Consider the following 15,046-nt stretch of genomic DNA (forward strand, 5'->3'; position numbering starts at 1 on the left):
AAGTTTAAGATTTATAAAACCTATATGAAACAACTACTATTAATTTTTTTGTTATTGATTTTTGGGTTTCAATCCAAAGCCCAGGTAACTACCTGGTGCAGGGCACATGGAACTCAATTTCACGACTATATCAAAGAAATAAAGGTAGCAAATGATGGCCATTATATTGCATCAGGTCATTCAATTAATCCCGACACTAACTTACTTGCAGATTTTTATGTTATAAAAGTGGACTCTTCAAATGGCGAATTGATTTGGCAAACCTATGTGAGTGCGGCCGAAAGTCAGAAGTTGGTTGCTATGGATATTTCGAGCAATGGTGAGATAATTTTGGTTGGCAGCAATGACGCGAAAGATGTTTCTTATTGGGGAAATAATGGAGACCAAGTAGCTGTTGCTAAACTAGCATCTAACGGCAAGCTTATTTGGAACAAAATTATAGCCATACCCGATACCCAATATTGTCATGATGCAATTTGTTTGCCTGATGGCAGTATTGCAATTGTAGGTCTTAATAGAAATGCCGCAGGTGTTTTTAGCAATTTTTTTATGAAACTTGATTCGGCTGGTGATTTTCAATTTATCAAGCTATATGGTAGCACGCCAAGCGATAGGTTTAGTCATATAATAAATACCAACGATTCCTTAATAGCAGTTTTTGGAAACACCAATAGTAATAGCCAATTTGTAAAATTTTGGTTTCTGAAATTTGATTTGAATGGCGATACCATTTTCGCAAATAATTCGTACTTTGGATCGGACGGTGTGTTTACTCAAATGAAAAATGATACGTATGTAGTAAACGGAAGAGTTTCTCTTGGCTCGAATGTTGCAATTTTAAATTTTGACAGTTCATTTTCTTTGACAGGTTCTAATAATTACAGTTCATATAGCAACTATCCAAAATCAATAAGCGCTTCCAAAATTACAAACAAGGTAATTGTTTCAAATTATCAATATTCAGGTAAATATTATGTATTTAAAGACACTGCTAGTCAGATGGTCATTGATAAACAATTTTATATATTTAATGACCAAACTCTGTTTTACCTTTTGCAAGGGAATGCCCCATTGAGTTGGTATGAGATAGGAAATAGTCAAGAAGGGTTCGTAGCTGCTTTTGAAAAATCAATGAATTCTAGCATGGGATTAGATTTTATAATATCTAAGTACGATCAGAATTGTAATCTTAATTACAGTAATAGTAAACCAACAGTAAACGTTCCTGCCGGTGACACTTTGTGCTTAGGTGATTCAGTCTTACTATATATTACAACAAACAAAAAACTTTACACCAACTGGATATCAAATGATGGAAAATTCTACCATAAAGGTGATAGCTTTTATGTTAAGAGTACTGGAAATTATTTTGCAGTATGTTATGATATTGACAGCAATTTGATATTAAGTGAGATACGAAATATATATTTTAAAGACACTGTGCCAAGTTCCTCAATAAAAGTAAATGGCCCATCAGAATTTTGCAGACTTGCCGGTGATTCACTTTTTTTATCAGTTGATTCAAACATATATGTTCAATTACAATGGCAACTAAATGGAATAGATATTCCTGGTGCTACTAAAAAAAGTGTATAAAGTACTTGCTACAGGAAATTATCGTTGCGCTTTTATTTATTCCTGCGATACAATCTTCTCAGCTCCAGTATTTATAAATGATTCCACTCCACCTAATGTATCACTTAATTCCTCAATTGGCACCTACTACCCTTACTGTAACAATAAAATGTTTCCGCAATTGTCGGCAACTTCCAGCACCAAAAACACTTTATTCAAATGGTATAATAATGGAATCCTTATAGATTCAAGTCAATCTCAATACTTAAATCCAAGTTATGGGAATGATAGTATATGGCATGTGGTGGCAGTTACTGCCTGCGGCACCGATACATCACTTTATGCTTACTATAGTTTGGAACCGCAACAACAAACTCTTGCATGTGGCATGGCAAACGATACTGCGATTTTGTGCTTTAATGATAGTATTGAATTTTGCACAGGAGGCACCTATTGGTACCTCAATGGAATTTACACAAACAATGTTACGCTACCACTTTATATTAGCAAGCCGGGAACATATAAATATGAGTACACAACAGGCAACTGCACTACATGGTCCTTGCCAATATATGTTATTGATAAAATGAATGATAGTTTGAAAATAAAAATATCACCCAATGACACAGTGTGTAATAAAAAAGTGACATTAAATGTAATGAGCCCGCAAGCAAACGTGCTATATACTTGGTATAGAAATGGACTTTTTTTTAGCACCAATGATACCGTTATCACAGGGGTATCAGGTAACTTTCATTGTGAAGCCTTTATAAATGGTTGCGATACTTTATATTCAGACACTGTCTATATTCAGACTGATTCAGTGCCGGCCGAAATATTTAAGCTAAATAATTTTACCAATTTATGCGATGCTGACTCTATATTCTTATTCGACTATAATTTTGACACCAATTATGTATATGCATGGAAAAGGGTAGGTAACAGCTTTGTATATAGCAATACTTACTTTTATCGCCCGTTAGCAGTTGGGAATTACTATTTTACAAAGTCTTCGAAAACTTGTGTTGTGATTTCTGATACTGTGCAAATTACATCTAACAATTCTAACCTAAACGCAACCATAACTACAACGCCCTCGGCTTGCAGCCCATGCAATGGCAGTGCAACTATCACCGCTAATAACCCTACCAACTTTAATTACTTGTGGAGCAATTCCCAAACCAATCAAACCGCTTACAATTTCTGTGGAGGTACATATACAGTTACAGTTAGCGTACCGGGCTGCAGTAAGAGTTTTAATTTCATGTTGGGCAACAGCACTCCGGTATCTGCAATTGCAACTACTACAACGCCTTCTTTTGGCATATGTGACGGAACAATTGCCTTTAATATTATCGGAGGCTTTGCACCTTATCAAACTTCGCTTATTCCAAGTGCCCCGTTGACTGCACTTTGTCAGGATGTAAATTATAAGGCTACACTAACTGATAATAAAGGATGTACATTTGTAATAGACTCTGCGTTTTACTACAAACTAAGTTACGATACAATATGGCCTGGCGATGCTGATAATAATGGCTTTGTTGACAATTATGATGTTGTACCCTTGCTACTGCAAGATGGCCGTACAGGAGCAACTCGCGTTGATACAACTATTGCTTGGCATCCCATCTTTCCGGCATATGATTGGAATGGGACTAAGCTTTACAACAATATAAATTGCAAACATATAGACACAGACGGAAATGGAATAATCAACATAAAAGACACTGCGGCTATCACTCTAAACTATGATGTTACAGGCAAGAAAAATTACAACCTGCAATTAAATCCGCAAGGGCCTGAGCTATATGTTACTGCCAATGCATCACAGTTTATGCCTGGCAATCAAGTGGTACTGAATTATTATGCAGGCACGCAATCAAACCCCTTTTATATTCTACGCGCTTTTGCTGCACAGACATTTATTCCTAAAGAAGTTATTGAGCCCGGCACATTTAATTTAAGCTCACAAAATAATTTTTTAACAAACTTTTCTTTTGGGTATTTCTTTGTTAAATCAGATACTAATTTTCAAATAGATGTAGCTTTTGGTAATTATAAATATGGGTTTCCAAATGTTTATGGAGAACTATTTACCATTTCATTCGATGTTGCGAGCTCCCTATCGCAAGTAGTGAATTTTGCTCCAGCTATTAATAATTATACGGCTCATGTTTCAAATGAATTACAAATAGCATGCTCACAATCAATTACGCCACTTACCTTTTTGCCTGTAGGTATTTATGAAACACATTTGCAAGACAATATAATTATCTATCCTCATCCGGCTAAAAATGAAGTTTCAATCAGCTCTTCTAATGACATAATCAAAGCCATTAAGATTTATAACTCAAGCAGTAAAAATGTTTTCTCCGCAAATTCAAATTCGAATAGATTTACTATCCAAACCGAAAATTTCCCAAACGGATATTATCAAATTCAGATACAACTCGGTAATGGAAACTATGCAAATAAAAAATTAATAATAATTCATTAAGTATAAACTCCAAATCTATTTTTAATATGCAATCGATAAAAAAAACAACCGCAATTTGCTTTCTGTTAATGATGCAAATAACATTGCATGGACAAGTAATTGTGAAGCAAGAATGCATAGGTGGCACTGGTCAAGAATCGAAACCAAGCATGGTATTATTGCCTTACGAATCGAAATTAGTTGGCAGTTCAACAAATTCTGGAATTGGTGGCGATAAGTCGCAAAATTCTCGTGGTGGCTATGATTATTGGATTATAATGCTCGACTCAAATAATGTAAAAATTTGGGACAAAGGTTACGGTGGCTCTGCAGACGATATTCTGATAGAAGTTATTTCTGTATCAGGAGGAGGATTTTTATTAGCCGGCCACTCAAAAAGCGACAGCAGCTTTGATAAAAACGAACACAACTATGGCTCAATAAATTCTAATGACTTTTGGATTATTAGAATAGATGATGCCGGAAATATACTTTGGCAAAAGACAATAGGCGGCTCATCAAATGAAGAATTAGCAAATGTAATTCAAACATCTGACGGAGGTTTTTTGATAGGTGGAATTTCTGACTCGCCAATCTCTGGTTTAAAAACGGAAGCCAATATTGGTTGGTTCGATTTGTGGTTGGTAAAATTAGATGCCAATGGGAATTTAATTTGGGAAAATACCATTGGTGGGTCAGGAAATGAATTGTGTGCCAAGATGCATCAGCTGCCCAATGGCAACATCATTATTGCATCTAGCAGTACAAGCGGAGTGAGTGGAGACAAAACAAGCACAAATAAAGGAAGTTATGATTTTTGGCTTTTGCAAATTGATAACGGTGGCAATATACTTTCTCAATTTAGCATTGGAGGCAACAGCAGTGACTATTGTAAAAAGGCAGCTCCATCAACTGATGGAAGCATAATTGTTGCCGGATATTCTGCATCAGGCGCTGGCTTTGACAAAACCCATGCTTCAAAAGGAGCCAATGATTATTGGATAATGAAAACAGACACCATGCTCAACATTATCTGGCAAAAAACAATTGGAGGCAATGCCGATGATAATCTTGTAGACTTTTCAGAAAAAATCAATAATGAAATTGTCCTTCTTGGTTCATCATTTTCAAATGTAGGTGGTGATAAAAAGAAAAATTGTCGCGGTTTCTCAGACTTTTGGATTGTAGGTCTTGATGCTTCGGGAAATATTAATTATGAAAACACAATAGGCGGAACCCAGGCAGATATCCCTACTGCAATTTCTTGCTTCGGAAAATACCAAATGATGTTTGTAGGGCAATCAGCCTCAAATGCAGGTTTTGAAAAAAAATGTGTTTCGAGCAATACTGATATTTGGCTATGCAACGCTTCCGACAAATATTATACGTTTAGAGGAAATTTATTTTATGATTTAAACCAAGATGGAATTAAAAATGGAAATGATGTTTTTGCAGCAAATCGCAATGTTTTCCTTTCTGATTACTCACAATTTGTACTAACAAATTCAATCGGCAATTATGAAATAACGGTAATTGATTCAGGCCAATACATATTGAAGCCAGAGATTGTCAACTTGTGGACTTCGCATCCAGATTCAATTTCCATCTCCACCGATTCTAATAGAATATATAACCTAAGTCCTTTTTATTATGATACGGATACACAATTAATTGATTTAAGAATTACGATTACGCCTACTTCCGCATTTCGTCCCGGCTTCGATGCCAGTTATACTATTACCTATGAAAATATCGGAAATACTGCTATTGCCCCTACAATTATTTTTTATCCACATAATTCCGTTACGTTTTTAGCTGCAAGTCAAACTCCAAGTTCAATTTATAGTGATTCAGTAATTTGGTCACTGGGTATATTGCCTGTGTTTGGGAAAGGAACTATTTCGATAAGTGTTAATGTTGGCTTAGTCCAAATTGGTTCTTTATTAAATTCGTCTTGTAAAATAGATCCCATGAGTCAAGATTATTTTACATCTAATAATACGCATGCATGGGAAGTTATTGTAACAGGCTCATACGATCCCAATGATATAAGTGTAAATATTGATACAATATTCACAACTCAGCTTAATGATCCTCCATTTTTATATTATCATATCAATTTTCAAAACACTGGAAATGATACAGCCTTCAATATACGTGTAGTTAATCCGATAGACACAGCAATTCTTGATCTCACATCTTTTGAATTAATTGCCAATTCACACCCCATAGATGCTACGTTTAAGGCAAGCACTCAATTTATGGAATTTCAATTCGACAATATATTACTTCCAGATAGCAATATTGATGAACAGAACAGCCATGGGTATGTTACGTATAGAATAAAACCAAAGGAATCTACCAAAGATGGAAGTATTATACATAGTGTAGCAAGCATATATTTTGATTTTAATGCTGCGGTAGTAACCAATACTGCCACTACCTATTTTAAAATGCCTGAAAATTTCTTTGGAACTAATATTTCGGGGGCAATTAATGTTTGCCTTGATACCAGTTTAATATTTAACTATAAAACAGACGCAAATGCCGGCTCCCTTTATCAATGGATTATACCAGATGCTTTTATTATTGGTGATTCTACCTTAAATAATATTGATATAAAATGGCAAAGTGCAGGATTGAAGCAAATGATATTAATAGAATGCGACAGCAATAATTTCGTTTGTGACACCGATATGATTTTGGTAAATGTGTATCCCACACAATTACTCATAACTAACAGTGTAATTTGTAATGGCGACAGCGTTTTACTTGGTACCTCCTGGCAATCGCAAGCAGGCATATATTATGATACCCTGGCAACATACTATGGTTGCGATTCTATTCTAAAAAACATATTAGCAGTTAATCAAACCTTCAATTCAATCCTATCTTATAACCTATGTATGGGCGATAGCATTTATGCTGGCGGGCAATGGCAAATAACTAACGGAACTTATTTTGACAACTATACATCTCAAAATGGCTGCGATAGTTTGGTGACAACAAATGTACTTTTCCACCCAACGTATATGGTATATGATACATTACAAATTGCAGTTGGCGACAGTGTTTTTCTATTTGGAAACTGGCAATCAACTACTGGAGTCTATTCAGGAAATTTAGTTTCAGTATATGGCTGCGACAGCATTATGAATACCTACTTAAGTGTAGTAACTGCGCTAACCAATACAATCAAACGTTTTGATTTCAAAATATTTCCGAATCCCGTCACGGATGAGTTATGCATTCAATTCAATATGATTTCTATGCCATTGTCAAGGGCAACTATCTATACGGAGTCTGGGGTGCAGGTTTCTTCATTTGCATTTGATAAAGAACTTATTTGCTATGATACTTCCGTTTTGCAATCAGGAAATTATCTTGTCGAAATCAAGAATGGGAATAGAAAAATGATAAAAAAGTTTATTAAAAAGTAAGTGGCAATTATATTTTAACTAAGTATCCCGCGTTTGGCGTAGTCTCCGACTACGTCTTTCTATAATACAATTTCCCATTGTGTTAGACAATTTAATTTCTCAGTTTAGCTTTGCCCTTTGTTAGTCTTTACTCATTTTTTTTGCAAATAAATAAATCGGAGATTTAATTAAATTGGGGGGTAGTCAGAGATTACGCCAAAATGAAGATGCAGATAATTAATTCATATCGTAAAAAAAAATGTGGTGCCCTTTATATTTTCTCCAAGGCCTTCTCGTCTATCCAACCCTCATTGCCGTTTGCAATGCGAATTTTTTTCCATCCCTTTAATTCATCGAGGATAGTAACCTTGGTACCATCGTGTAACATAAATAGGTTTGCGCCTTTATCGTCAGGCGAACTTTTCACATATGGATTGGTTGCAAAAATGATGGCCTCGGGAGTATCGTTCAGAATTTTGCTTTGTGAAGAGGCAACATACCAAAACGTGAGTGTAAGCACCAGGCAAATTAACGATGCAAAAAACGAAAACTGCCTCAATCCATATTTGATTGAAAACAAATAAACGATGAAAAAAATAAGCGTAAGCCAAAGACATATAATAACGGTATAGCTGCGTATGTTAAGCGATGTACCTGCAATAAATCCATACCACCACTTTTGATAAAACACCTGAGGCACCGGTTCTATCTTATCTACTGTTTGCAAATTTGCTAAACGCAAATTGTAAATAACATCCTCATCAGCAGGATTAATTCTTAAAGCGCGCTCAAAGTTTAAAATCGACTTAGCTATTTCGCCTGATTTGTAATAAGCATTTCCTAGATTATAATATAAAGCAGCATTAGCCGGGCTTTGCTTTATCATTTGCTCATATGCAATGGCAGCCTTTTCAAAATCGCCATTCTTATAAAACAATGCAGCATCGTTTTCTTTATTTGCCATGGCAAATAGAAAACTTAGCTGCATGCCAAGTAAGAGCACTATGTTATGCTTTCGAAATTTCATTTTCAATTTGAGTAATCACCTTTACCGCATTTTCGTATACGAGCTTTGTTTCGGTAGCAGCATTTGGAGCAAAGCGCGCAAACTCGCATTTATCAAGCGTTTGGGTAAGCATGGCAATGGTTTCGGACTGCACTTGCTTTGCCTGCAATTTTTCGGTTGCGTTCTCTTTACTAAAATCACTTAGGGGCAAAGTAATTTTATCGCTTACATATCCTATCAGTGCTTTATATGTTTCATCATAAAACTCGTTAGTTTTATTTTCATTTTGAAACTTGCTGGCTAGTGCTAATTTTTTTGAAGCAATGCGTCCGGCACCCCGGCTTTTTGCTAAGGCAACATTACCTTGCAATTCGCTTAGTCGCGACTTATAAGCTATAGCTCCTGCCCCTAACAGCAACGGCAATAATAGCAGCGAATAAAATTTCCATGTACCATAAAAGTCGTTGCCTCCGGCCGATTGCAAAGCCTCACCGGTTTTATATAACGTATATCCTTACTTATTACAGCTACATCTGTTTTGTTGGCTCCGGCATTTTCTATCACCGTTGCATTATTGCCATCGCCCTTGGCCACTTTAATGGTGAAGGGGCCTTTGGCCACTTCCTTATATGTTTTTGTTTCGAGGTCGAAGTAGGAAAATCGCAATGCATCAATGGTGTATTCCCCTTCATGTCGGGGTATAAGCAGATATTCAAATGTTTTGTTTCCACTTGTTCCGCTTTCAGAAACATTGATGTTATCATCCACCTTGGGGTCATAAGTTTCTATATCTCCCGGCACACTTATTTTTGGGGCTTCAACTAATTTCAAATTTCCCTTACCACTAACTTTTACTTTTAAGGTAACCGCTTCGTTGGCTTTGGTTTCGCCCTTGTCAAGTTGTGCATCAAACTGCAGTCGGCCTACAGCTCCATTAAATGATGCAGGTGCATTTGCCGGCAAGTCTTTTACATTTATCTTAAAAGCATCGCTGCGTATCTCAACTTTTTGATTTTGATATCCTCCTCCAAAAAAAGGATCATTAAAAATATCAAATGGATCGTTCGGATTACGATTGCGTTTTACCTGCACCTGCGCAATAGCCTCGCCCTTCATAGGGTCTATGGTGATGGTACCACTTTGCTGTGGGAATAAAATAAATTTCTTAACTACCAATGTTGCGTAACGCGTCCCATTATAATTCTCGTAAGTAGCAGGTGTGTTTTCGGGCACATTAATTTCTGAACTCCAAAATCCATTAAAGGATGGCAGATCGGAAATCATGGGACTAGACAAGGCAACACTAGTATATAGTTTATAGGTAATAAGTACTCCCTCGCCTATATATAGATTACTTTTATCTATGGAGGCACGTATAAATACTTGTTTATTGGAAGTTGCCGATGTAGCATTATTAGCTCCATTGTTTACTCCCGGATTTTGCGATTGTGCCTGATTAGATGCCTGACCTTTGGTGCAGGTCATCGTGATTGCGTTACTGGTATATGTTTTGCCATCAATATTCACACTGGCACTTCCTATTTTCAATGAGCCTTCCTTTAATGGAGTTAGGTAGTAGCTGTATGATGAGGATACGGTAGTACGCCCGTTTACCATGGTAAAATTATTGCTTTGAAAAGGTCCGCCAATTACCTGAAAATCTTTAAAGTCAGGCTGCTTAAAGGCATTGCCATTTCCTCCTTCAATGGTAAAAGTTATTTGAAAACGGTCGCCAACGGCAACCTGATTTCTGTTAACGGTAGCTGTAAACGATTGTGCTCCAACAAACTGATAAAAGAATAACATCGCCCCACAAAGGATTATGGAATGAGTCAGTAGTCTTTTTATGTTTTCCATTACCATGGGTTACCAGTTTTTGCTTATTGATGTTCTTACTGCTTCCTTCTTTTGCATTTTCTTTTGCAAATCCTTTTCATCATCTTTCAGTGCCTGCAGCATTCGCTCAGCATCTTCTTTAGATATTTTTGGCTTTTGCTGCTCTTGCTGTTTTTGTTGTTCCTTTTGTTGTTCTTTATTTTGTGCCTGCTGTTCTTGCTGTTGTTGTTGATCTTTTTGATCCTGCTTTTGATCCTGCTTTTGATCCTGCTTCTGTTCTTGTTTCTGGTCCTGCTTATTCTTGTCGTTCTTATTTTGTTGTTGCTGTTGTTGCTGCTGTTGTTGCAGTTTGCTCATGGCATAGGCCAGGTTGTAACGCGTTTGTTCATCCTTCGGATTGAGACGCAACGATTCTTTTAACGCACTTACACTCTCTTCATACTTTTCCTGTTGCATCAACGAATTTCCCATATTGTGATACGCCTTCGCTTTTACATCCTTAGGTGCTTTGCTATTAATGGTACTTTGAAATTGACTACTCGCCTCATCAAACTTCTTTTGCTTGTACAAGGCATTGCCAAGGTTATAGGTACCTGCCGATGAACCACTATTGGCATCCAGGGCCTTGCGATATTGTGTTTCGGCCTCGTTGTATTTTTTGCTGTTATACAACTCATTCCCTTTGCGCACATTCTTTTTTTCTTCCGTAGTTTGTTGCGCAATCAATTTCATGCCTGCAAGCAGGCATGTCAACATTAGTATATACTTTCCCAATTTCATTTTACGCTTGTTTTTTTATCACCAAACAAATTCAAACTTTCTATCCATTTACTTTTGGTTTCGCTCAATATAAATTCAAGAATCAAAAATAACAATCCAAGGCCAAGAAACCACTGAAACTGATCTTCATAATCTGTAAATAATTGTGAAGAGAATTCGCGGTCGGTAAGTTTGCTTAACTCTTTAAATACTATGGCTAAACCATCATCACTGGTAGAGGCGCGAATAAATTTTCCTTTGCCCGCATCGGCTATCTGCATCAGGTTATTCTCATCTAGTTTAGTCATAATAGTTTGCCCGCTTTCGTCTTGCATAAAACCAACACGCTGACCATACTGCATAATTGGGATTGGTGCGCCACTTGCAGAGCCCATGCCTATGGTATGCACTACAATGCCTTTTTCGGCTGCCTCTTTTGCTGCTTCTATAGCATCGTCTTCGTGATTCTCGCCATCAGTAATTACAACAATGGCTGCATTATGCCTGCGTATACTATCACCAAACGATTGCACGGCCAGCTCAATGGCGCTGCCAATGGCAGTACCCTGCGTAGGTACCATATCTGTATTTATAGTTGAGACCATCAACTTGGCAGCACCATAATCTGTAGTTATGGGAAGTTGGGTGTAGGATTGCCCTGCAAATACGATGATACCTAAACGGTCGCCATCCAGTTTATCTATCAGGCGGAACAATGCCTGCTTGCTGCGCTCGATACGCGAAGGCTTTAAATCTTCAGCATTCATAGAGTTGGATACATCCAGACAAACAACCAGATCAACACCCTTTCGTTTTACCTCTTCCAGTTTACTTCCAAGTTGAGGTCCAATTATAGCAGTAATAATGAAAAGCATTGCAATCGTAATTAAAACAAATTTACTTATCAACTTAGCGTTGGACACGGTAGCAAACAAAGGCTGTATCACTTGCCTCTCGCCAAACCTACGCAATGCATTTTTTCGCCATTGATAAAACAATAGAAAAAGCACTATCATAACCGGAATGGCAAGATATGCGTATATCCATACTTCGTGTGCTATTCTAAACTCTTTCATTCGCTTATGGCAATGATTTCAATATTAAATACTTTAATAAAAACTCAAGTAACAATAAAAAAGCAGCAGCAACTGCAAAGGGCAAATATTCTTCGGTATACCTTCTGAACTCAGTTACATTGATCTTTGTTTTTTCCATCTTATCAATTTCTGCATAAATCTCCTGCAACTTTTTCTTATTGGTAGCTCTAAAATATTTTCCATCTGTTTGTTTGCTTATTGCTTGTAACACATCCTCGTCAATTTCGACCGGAATGTTCTGATATTGAATTCCAAAAGGCGTGCGCATGGGATAAGGTGCAAAACCCTTGGTACCAACACCAATGGTATATACACGTACTCCAAATGTTTTTGCAATTTCTCCCGCCATAGCTGGTGCTATGCTGCCGGCATTGTTCTGCCCATCGGTAAGAAGTATAACTACTTTACTTTTTGTTTTAGCATCTTTCACTCGCGCAACAGCGGTAGCAAGACCTTCGCCAATAGCTGTTTGTGGTGTAGGAATAAGATCGCTGTTAAGCTTGCTTAACAGGTTAACCAATACCGAATGATCGGTTGTTATAGGGCATGAGGTAAAACTTTCGCCTTTAAAAATCACTAAACCAATCTGATCGGTGGCACGGCCTTTTACAAAATCTATTGCTACTGACTTAGCAGCTTCTATACGATTTGGTTTAAAATCTTCGGCTAACATAGACTCACTAATATCCAGTGCCATTACAATTGAAATGCCTTCGCTACTTACATTGCGGCCCTTGCTGCTTGATTGTGGTCGTGCCAAACCAAGTATAATGGCGCTTACTGCTAATAAGCGCAGCACCAATGGCATATTTACCAGCCGTTGCTTTAGGGTTGGTTTAAAAAATTGGAAGGGGGCGGTCTGACTGAAATTTATGGTTGCTTTTTTTTTGCGAAGCACAAAAAAATACCAGGCTAACATGATGGGCAACGTCAGGAACAACCATAAAAAATGTGGTTGCGAAAATCGTATATCGTTATACCATTCTATCATTGTTGATTGCCATTGTTTTGATTATTTGATGCAGTTGCATTAGCAACCTGTACCTGCATAGTGCTTTTAATAAAATCAAAAGCATCGGTCATGCTTCGCTCATTCTCGCCACCTATAGGAATGGTCTTGGCAAACTTTACCAAATCGGCAAGGGTAAGCATCTCCCTCAACTTAATGTTATCAGTAGCAGCCAATTGCTGAATGGTAGAACTCTGCATTATTTCGTCACTAGTAAACTCCATTGCATTTATTCGGTAGCGATGTTCAAGATACTGCCTCATTATATCTGTCAGTTGAGTATGGTACTGCTTGTAGTTTCCTTGTTGCCAAAGTTTTTGTTCTTTCAATTCATTCAATTTTTCAAATGCAATTTCGTGTGCAGGCCTTGTTGGAATTTTCTTTTCTAAAACTACCGGCTTCAGTTTTCTTTTGCGTAAAAAATAAATAAGCACACCTGCCAGCACCACCAATGCTATTGCTCCTACTATATACCAGATGTAATCCATAATATCAAACGGCACATCTATTACCCCTTTAATATCTTTAATAGCCTTGGTAGTATCTACAGGAATTGTTTGTACACCAAGCATGATTGGTTGGGTGCCTATGCCAATGCCGGTTGCAGAAGAATCAAGGTTGCTTCGCAAATACAAAGGCGGAATGGTATGCAACCCACTATCAAATGAAGTGATTACAATTCGCTGACTTAATAGAAATCCATTGGCACTTGCAATCGTATCTATGGTGTCGCGCAATATCACTTCAATCGTATTAAAAGTATCAGGCACTGCAAACCAAATTCCTTTTTCTTTTTGCGTTAAGGTGGCACTTAAACGCAACGATGTTTGATCACCAATTTTTATAAAATTGGTATCCAGTTTTGCAGAAACCTGTGGTTGGGCATTTACCAATGTAAAAAAACCAATACACCATGCCAAGCAAAAAGCGAAACAAAATACATTGTGATATTTTACATTAAACATGTTCATTATTTCTCGTTTACCTTCTTTCACGTTTTTTAAATAATGCCATTAATGGTTTCACATAATTCTGGTTAGTGCGCAAGTCCACACCATCTACACCACATTTGATAAGTGTATCATTATGCTGTGCAACACGTTTTTCAAAAAACCGTGCATAATAATTTCTTAACGATGCATTGGTTGTATCCACTATGATGCTACGTTTAGTTTCAGAGTCGGTTATTTGCATTAAACCTACATTAGGTAATTGTTGCTCGCGCTCATCGTATATGCGCAAGGCAACCAAATCGTGCTTTCGCGCGGCTATTTTAAGCGCATCTTTATAATCGGGCGACATAAAATCGGAAATCAAAAAAGAGATAGACCTTTTTTTAATTACATTGGTAAAATATCGCAAGGCCATAGCCACATCGGTTCCGCGACCTTCGGGTTTTAATTCTATCAGTTCGCGAATAATACGGAGGATATGCGATTTCCCTTTTTTAGGAGGAATAAATTTTTCAATACGGTCGCTAAAAAAAATCACTCCTACCTTGTCATTATTTTTTATTGCAGAAAAAGAAAGTACTGCACATATCTCAGTAATTAACTCACGCTTAAACTGGTATTGAGTTCCAAACTCTCCGCTTCCACTTATGTCAACTAATAACACAACCGTTAACTCACGCTCTTCTTCAAAAACTTTAACGTACGGATTATTGAAACGTGCTGTTACATTCCAATCGATACTGCGTATATCATCACCGGGAGTATATTCTCTAACTTCGCTAAAAGCCATACCACGACCTTTAAAGGCACTATGATATTCGCCCGAAAAAATCTGATTGCTCAGACCACGGGTTTTAATTTCGATTTTTCGAACTTTTTTAATTAACTCCTGCGTTTCCATCCCTGTAATAGT

General features: G+C 37.2%; 11 protein-coding genes. 3 read left to right on the plus strand and 8 right to left on the minus strand.

What is annotated here, in order from left to right:
* Positions 1-24 precede the first annotated feature (24 nt).
* From IPO27_02085 to IPO27_02095, 3 genes are all read left to right on the plus strand, one after another.
* Complete coding sequence (locus IPO27_02085) at positions 25-1,596, plus strand: hypothetical protein (GenBank protein MBK8845391.1); 1,572 nt, start codon at positions 25-27, stop codon at positions 1,594-1,596.
* A complete protein-coding gene (locus IPO27_02090; GenBank protein MBK8845392.1) occupies positions 1,589-4,075 on the plus strand; it encodes a T9SS type A sorting domain-containing protein in 2,487 nt (828 codons plus the stop codon). Before IPO27_02085 ends, IPO27_02090 begins: the two co-directional genes overlap by 8 nt.
* A gap of 68 nt (positions 4,076-4,143) precedes the next feature.
* Positions 4,144-7,494: a T9SS type A sorting domain-containing protein gene (locus IPO27_02095; protein MBK8845393.1), complete on the plus strand. Its 3,351-nt coding sequence runs from the start codon at positions 4,144-4,146 to the stop codon at positions 7,492-7,494.
* A 250-nt stretch (positions 7,495-7,744) separates the two neighbouring features.
* Here the strand turns inward: IPO27_02095 and IPO27_02100 are convergent, their stop codons facing one another.
* The 8 genes from IPO27_02100 to IPO27_02135 are packed head-to-tail and all read right to left on the minus strand — an operon-like array spanning position 7,745 to position 15,034.
* On the minus strand, positions 7,745-8,500 hold the full coding sequence (locus IPO27_02100) for a tetratricopeptide repeat protein (protein ID MBK8845394.1): 756 nt from the start codon (positions 8,498-8,500) through the stop codon (positions 7,745-7,747).
* Positions 8,481-8,963, minus strand: a complete 483-nt coding sequence (locus IPO27_02105; protein ID MBK8845395.1) for a hypothetical protein — start codon at positions 8,961-8,963, stop codon at positions 8,481-8,483. The genes IPO27_02100 and IPO27_02105 overlap by 20 nt, the downstream gene beginning before the upstream one ends.
* The gene (locus tag IPO27_02110) at positions 8,888-10,336 is read right to left on the minus strand and encodes a protein BatD (GenBank protein ID MBK8845396.1); all 1,449 of its coding nucleotides are present in this window, start codon (positions 10,334-10,336) and stop codon (positions 8,888-8,890) included. The genes IPO27_02105 and IPO27_02110 overlap by 76 nt, the downstream gene beginning before the upstream one ends.
* Positions 10,337-10,345: 9 nt before the next feature.
* The gene (locus tag IPO27_02115) at positions 10,346-11,071 is read right to left on the minus strand and encodes a tetratricopeptide repeat protein (GenBank protein ID MBK8845397.1); all 726 of its coding nucleotides are present in this window, start codon (positions 11,069-11,071) and stop codon (positions 10,346-10,348) included.
* A 20-nt stretch (positions 11,072-11,091) separates the two neighbouring features.
* Complete coding sequence (locus IPO27_02120) at positions 11,092-12,150, minus strand: VWA domain-containing protein (protein MBK8845398.1); 1,059 nt, start codon at positions 12,148-12,150, stop codon at positions 11,092-11,094.
* A gap of 4 nt (positions 12,151-12,154) precedes the next feature.
* Positions 12,155-13,141: a VWA domain-containing protein gene (locus tag IPO27_02125; GenBank protein ID MBK8845399.1), complete on the minus strand. Its 987-nt coding sequence runs from the start codon at positions 13,139-13,141 to the stop codon at positions 12,155-12,157.
* Between the two features lie 17 nt (positions 13,142-13,158).
* On the minus strand, positions 13,159-14,145 hold the full coding sequence (locus tag IPO27_02130; GenBank protein ID MBK8845400.1) for a hypothetical protein: 987 nt from the start codon (positions 14,143-14,145) through the stop codon (positions 13,159-13,161).
* A 16-nt stretch (positions 14,146-14,161) separates the two neighbouring features.
* Positions 14,162-15,034 (minus strand): DUF58 domain-containing protein, encoded by an 873-nt coding sequence (locus IPO27_02135; protein ID MBK8845401.1) that lies wholly within the window; start codon positions 15,032-15,034, stop codon positions 14,162-14,164.
* Positions 15,035-15,046 lie beyond the last annotated feature (12 nt).

Source organism: Bacteroidota bacterium (assembly GCA_016714535.1).
GTDB lineage: Bacteria > Bacteroidota > Bacteroidia > AKYH767-A > OLB10 > JADKFV01.

Excerpts from the sequence above, each read along its gene's own strand:
- IPO27_02085 (MBK8845391.1), top strand. The coding sequence starts at position 25 with ATGAAACAACTACTATTAATTTTTTTGTTATTGATTTTTGGGTTTCAA.
- IPO27_02095 (MBK8845393.1), top strand. The coding sequence starts at position 4,144 with ATGATGCAAATAACATTGCATGGACAAGTAATTGTGAAGCAAGAATGC.
- IPO27_02100 (MBK8845394.1), bottom strand. The coding sequence starts at position 8,500 with ATGAAATTTCGAAAGCATAACATAGTGCTCTTACTTGGCATGCAGCTA.
- IPO27_02110 (MBK8845396.1), bottom strand. The coding sequence starts at position 10,336 with ATGGAAAACATAAAAAGACTACTGACTCATTCCATAATCCTTTGTGGG.
- IPO27_02115 (MBK8845397.1), bottom strand. The coding sequence starts at position 11,071 with ATGTTGACATGCCTGCTTGCAGGCATGAAATTGATTGCGCAACAAACT.
- IPO27_02120 (MBK8845398.1), bottom strand. The coding sequence starts at position 12,150 with ATGAAAGAGTTTAGAATAGCACACGAAGTATGGATATACGCATATCTT.
- IPO27_02130 (MBK8845400.1), bottom strand. The coding sequence starts at position 14,145 with ATGTTTAATGTAAAATATCACAATGTATTTTGTTTCGCTTTTTGCTTG.
- IPO27_02135 (MBK8845401.1), bottom strand. The coding sequence starts at position 15,034 with ATGGAAACGCAGGAGTTAATTAAAAAAGTTCGAAAAATCGAAATTAAA.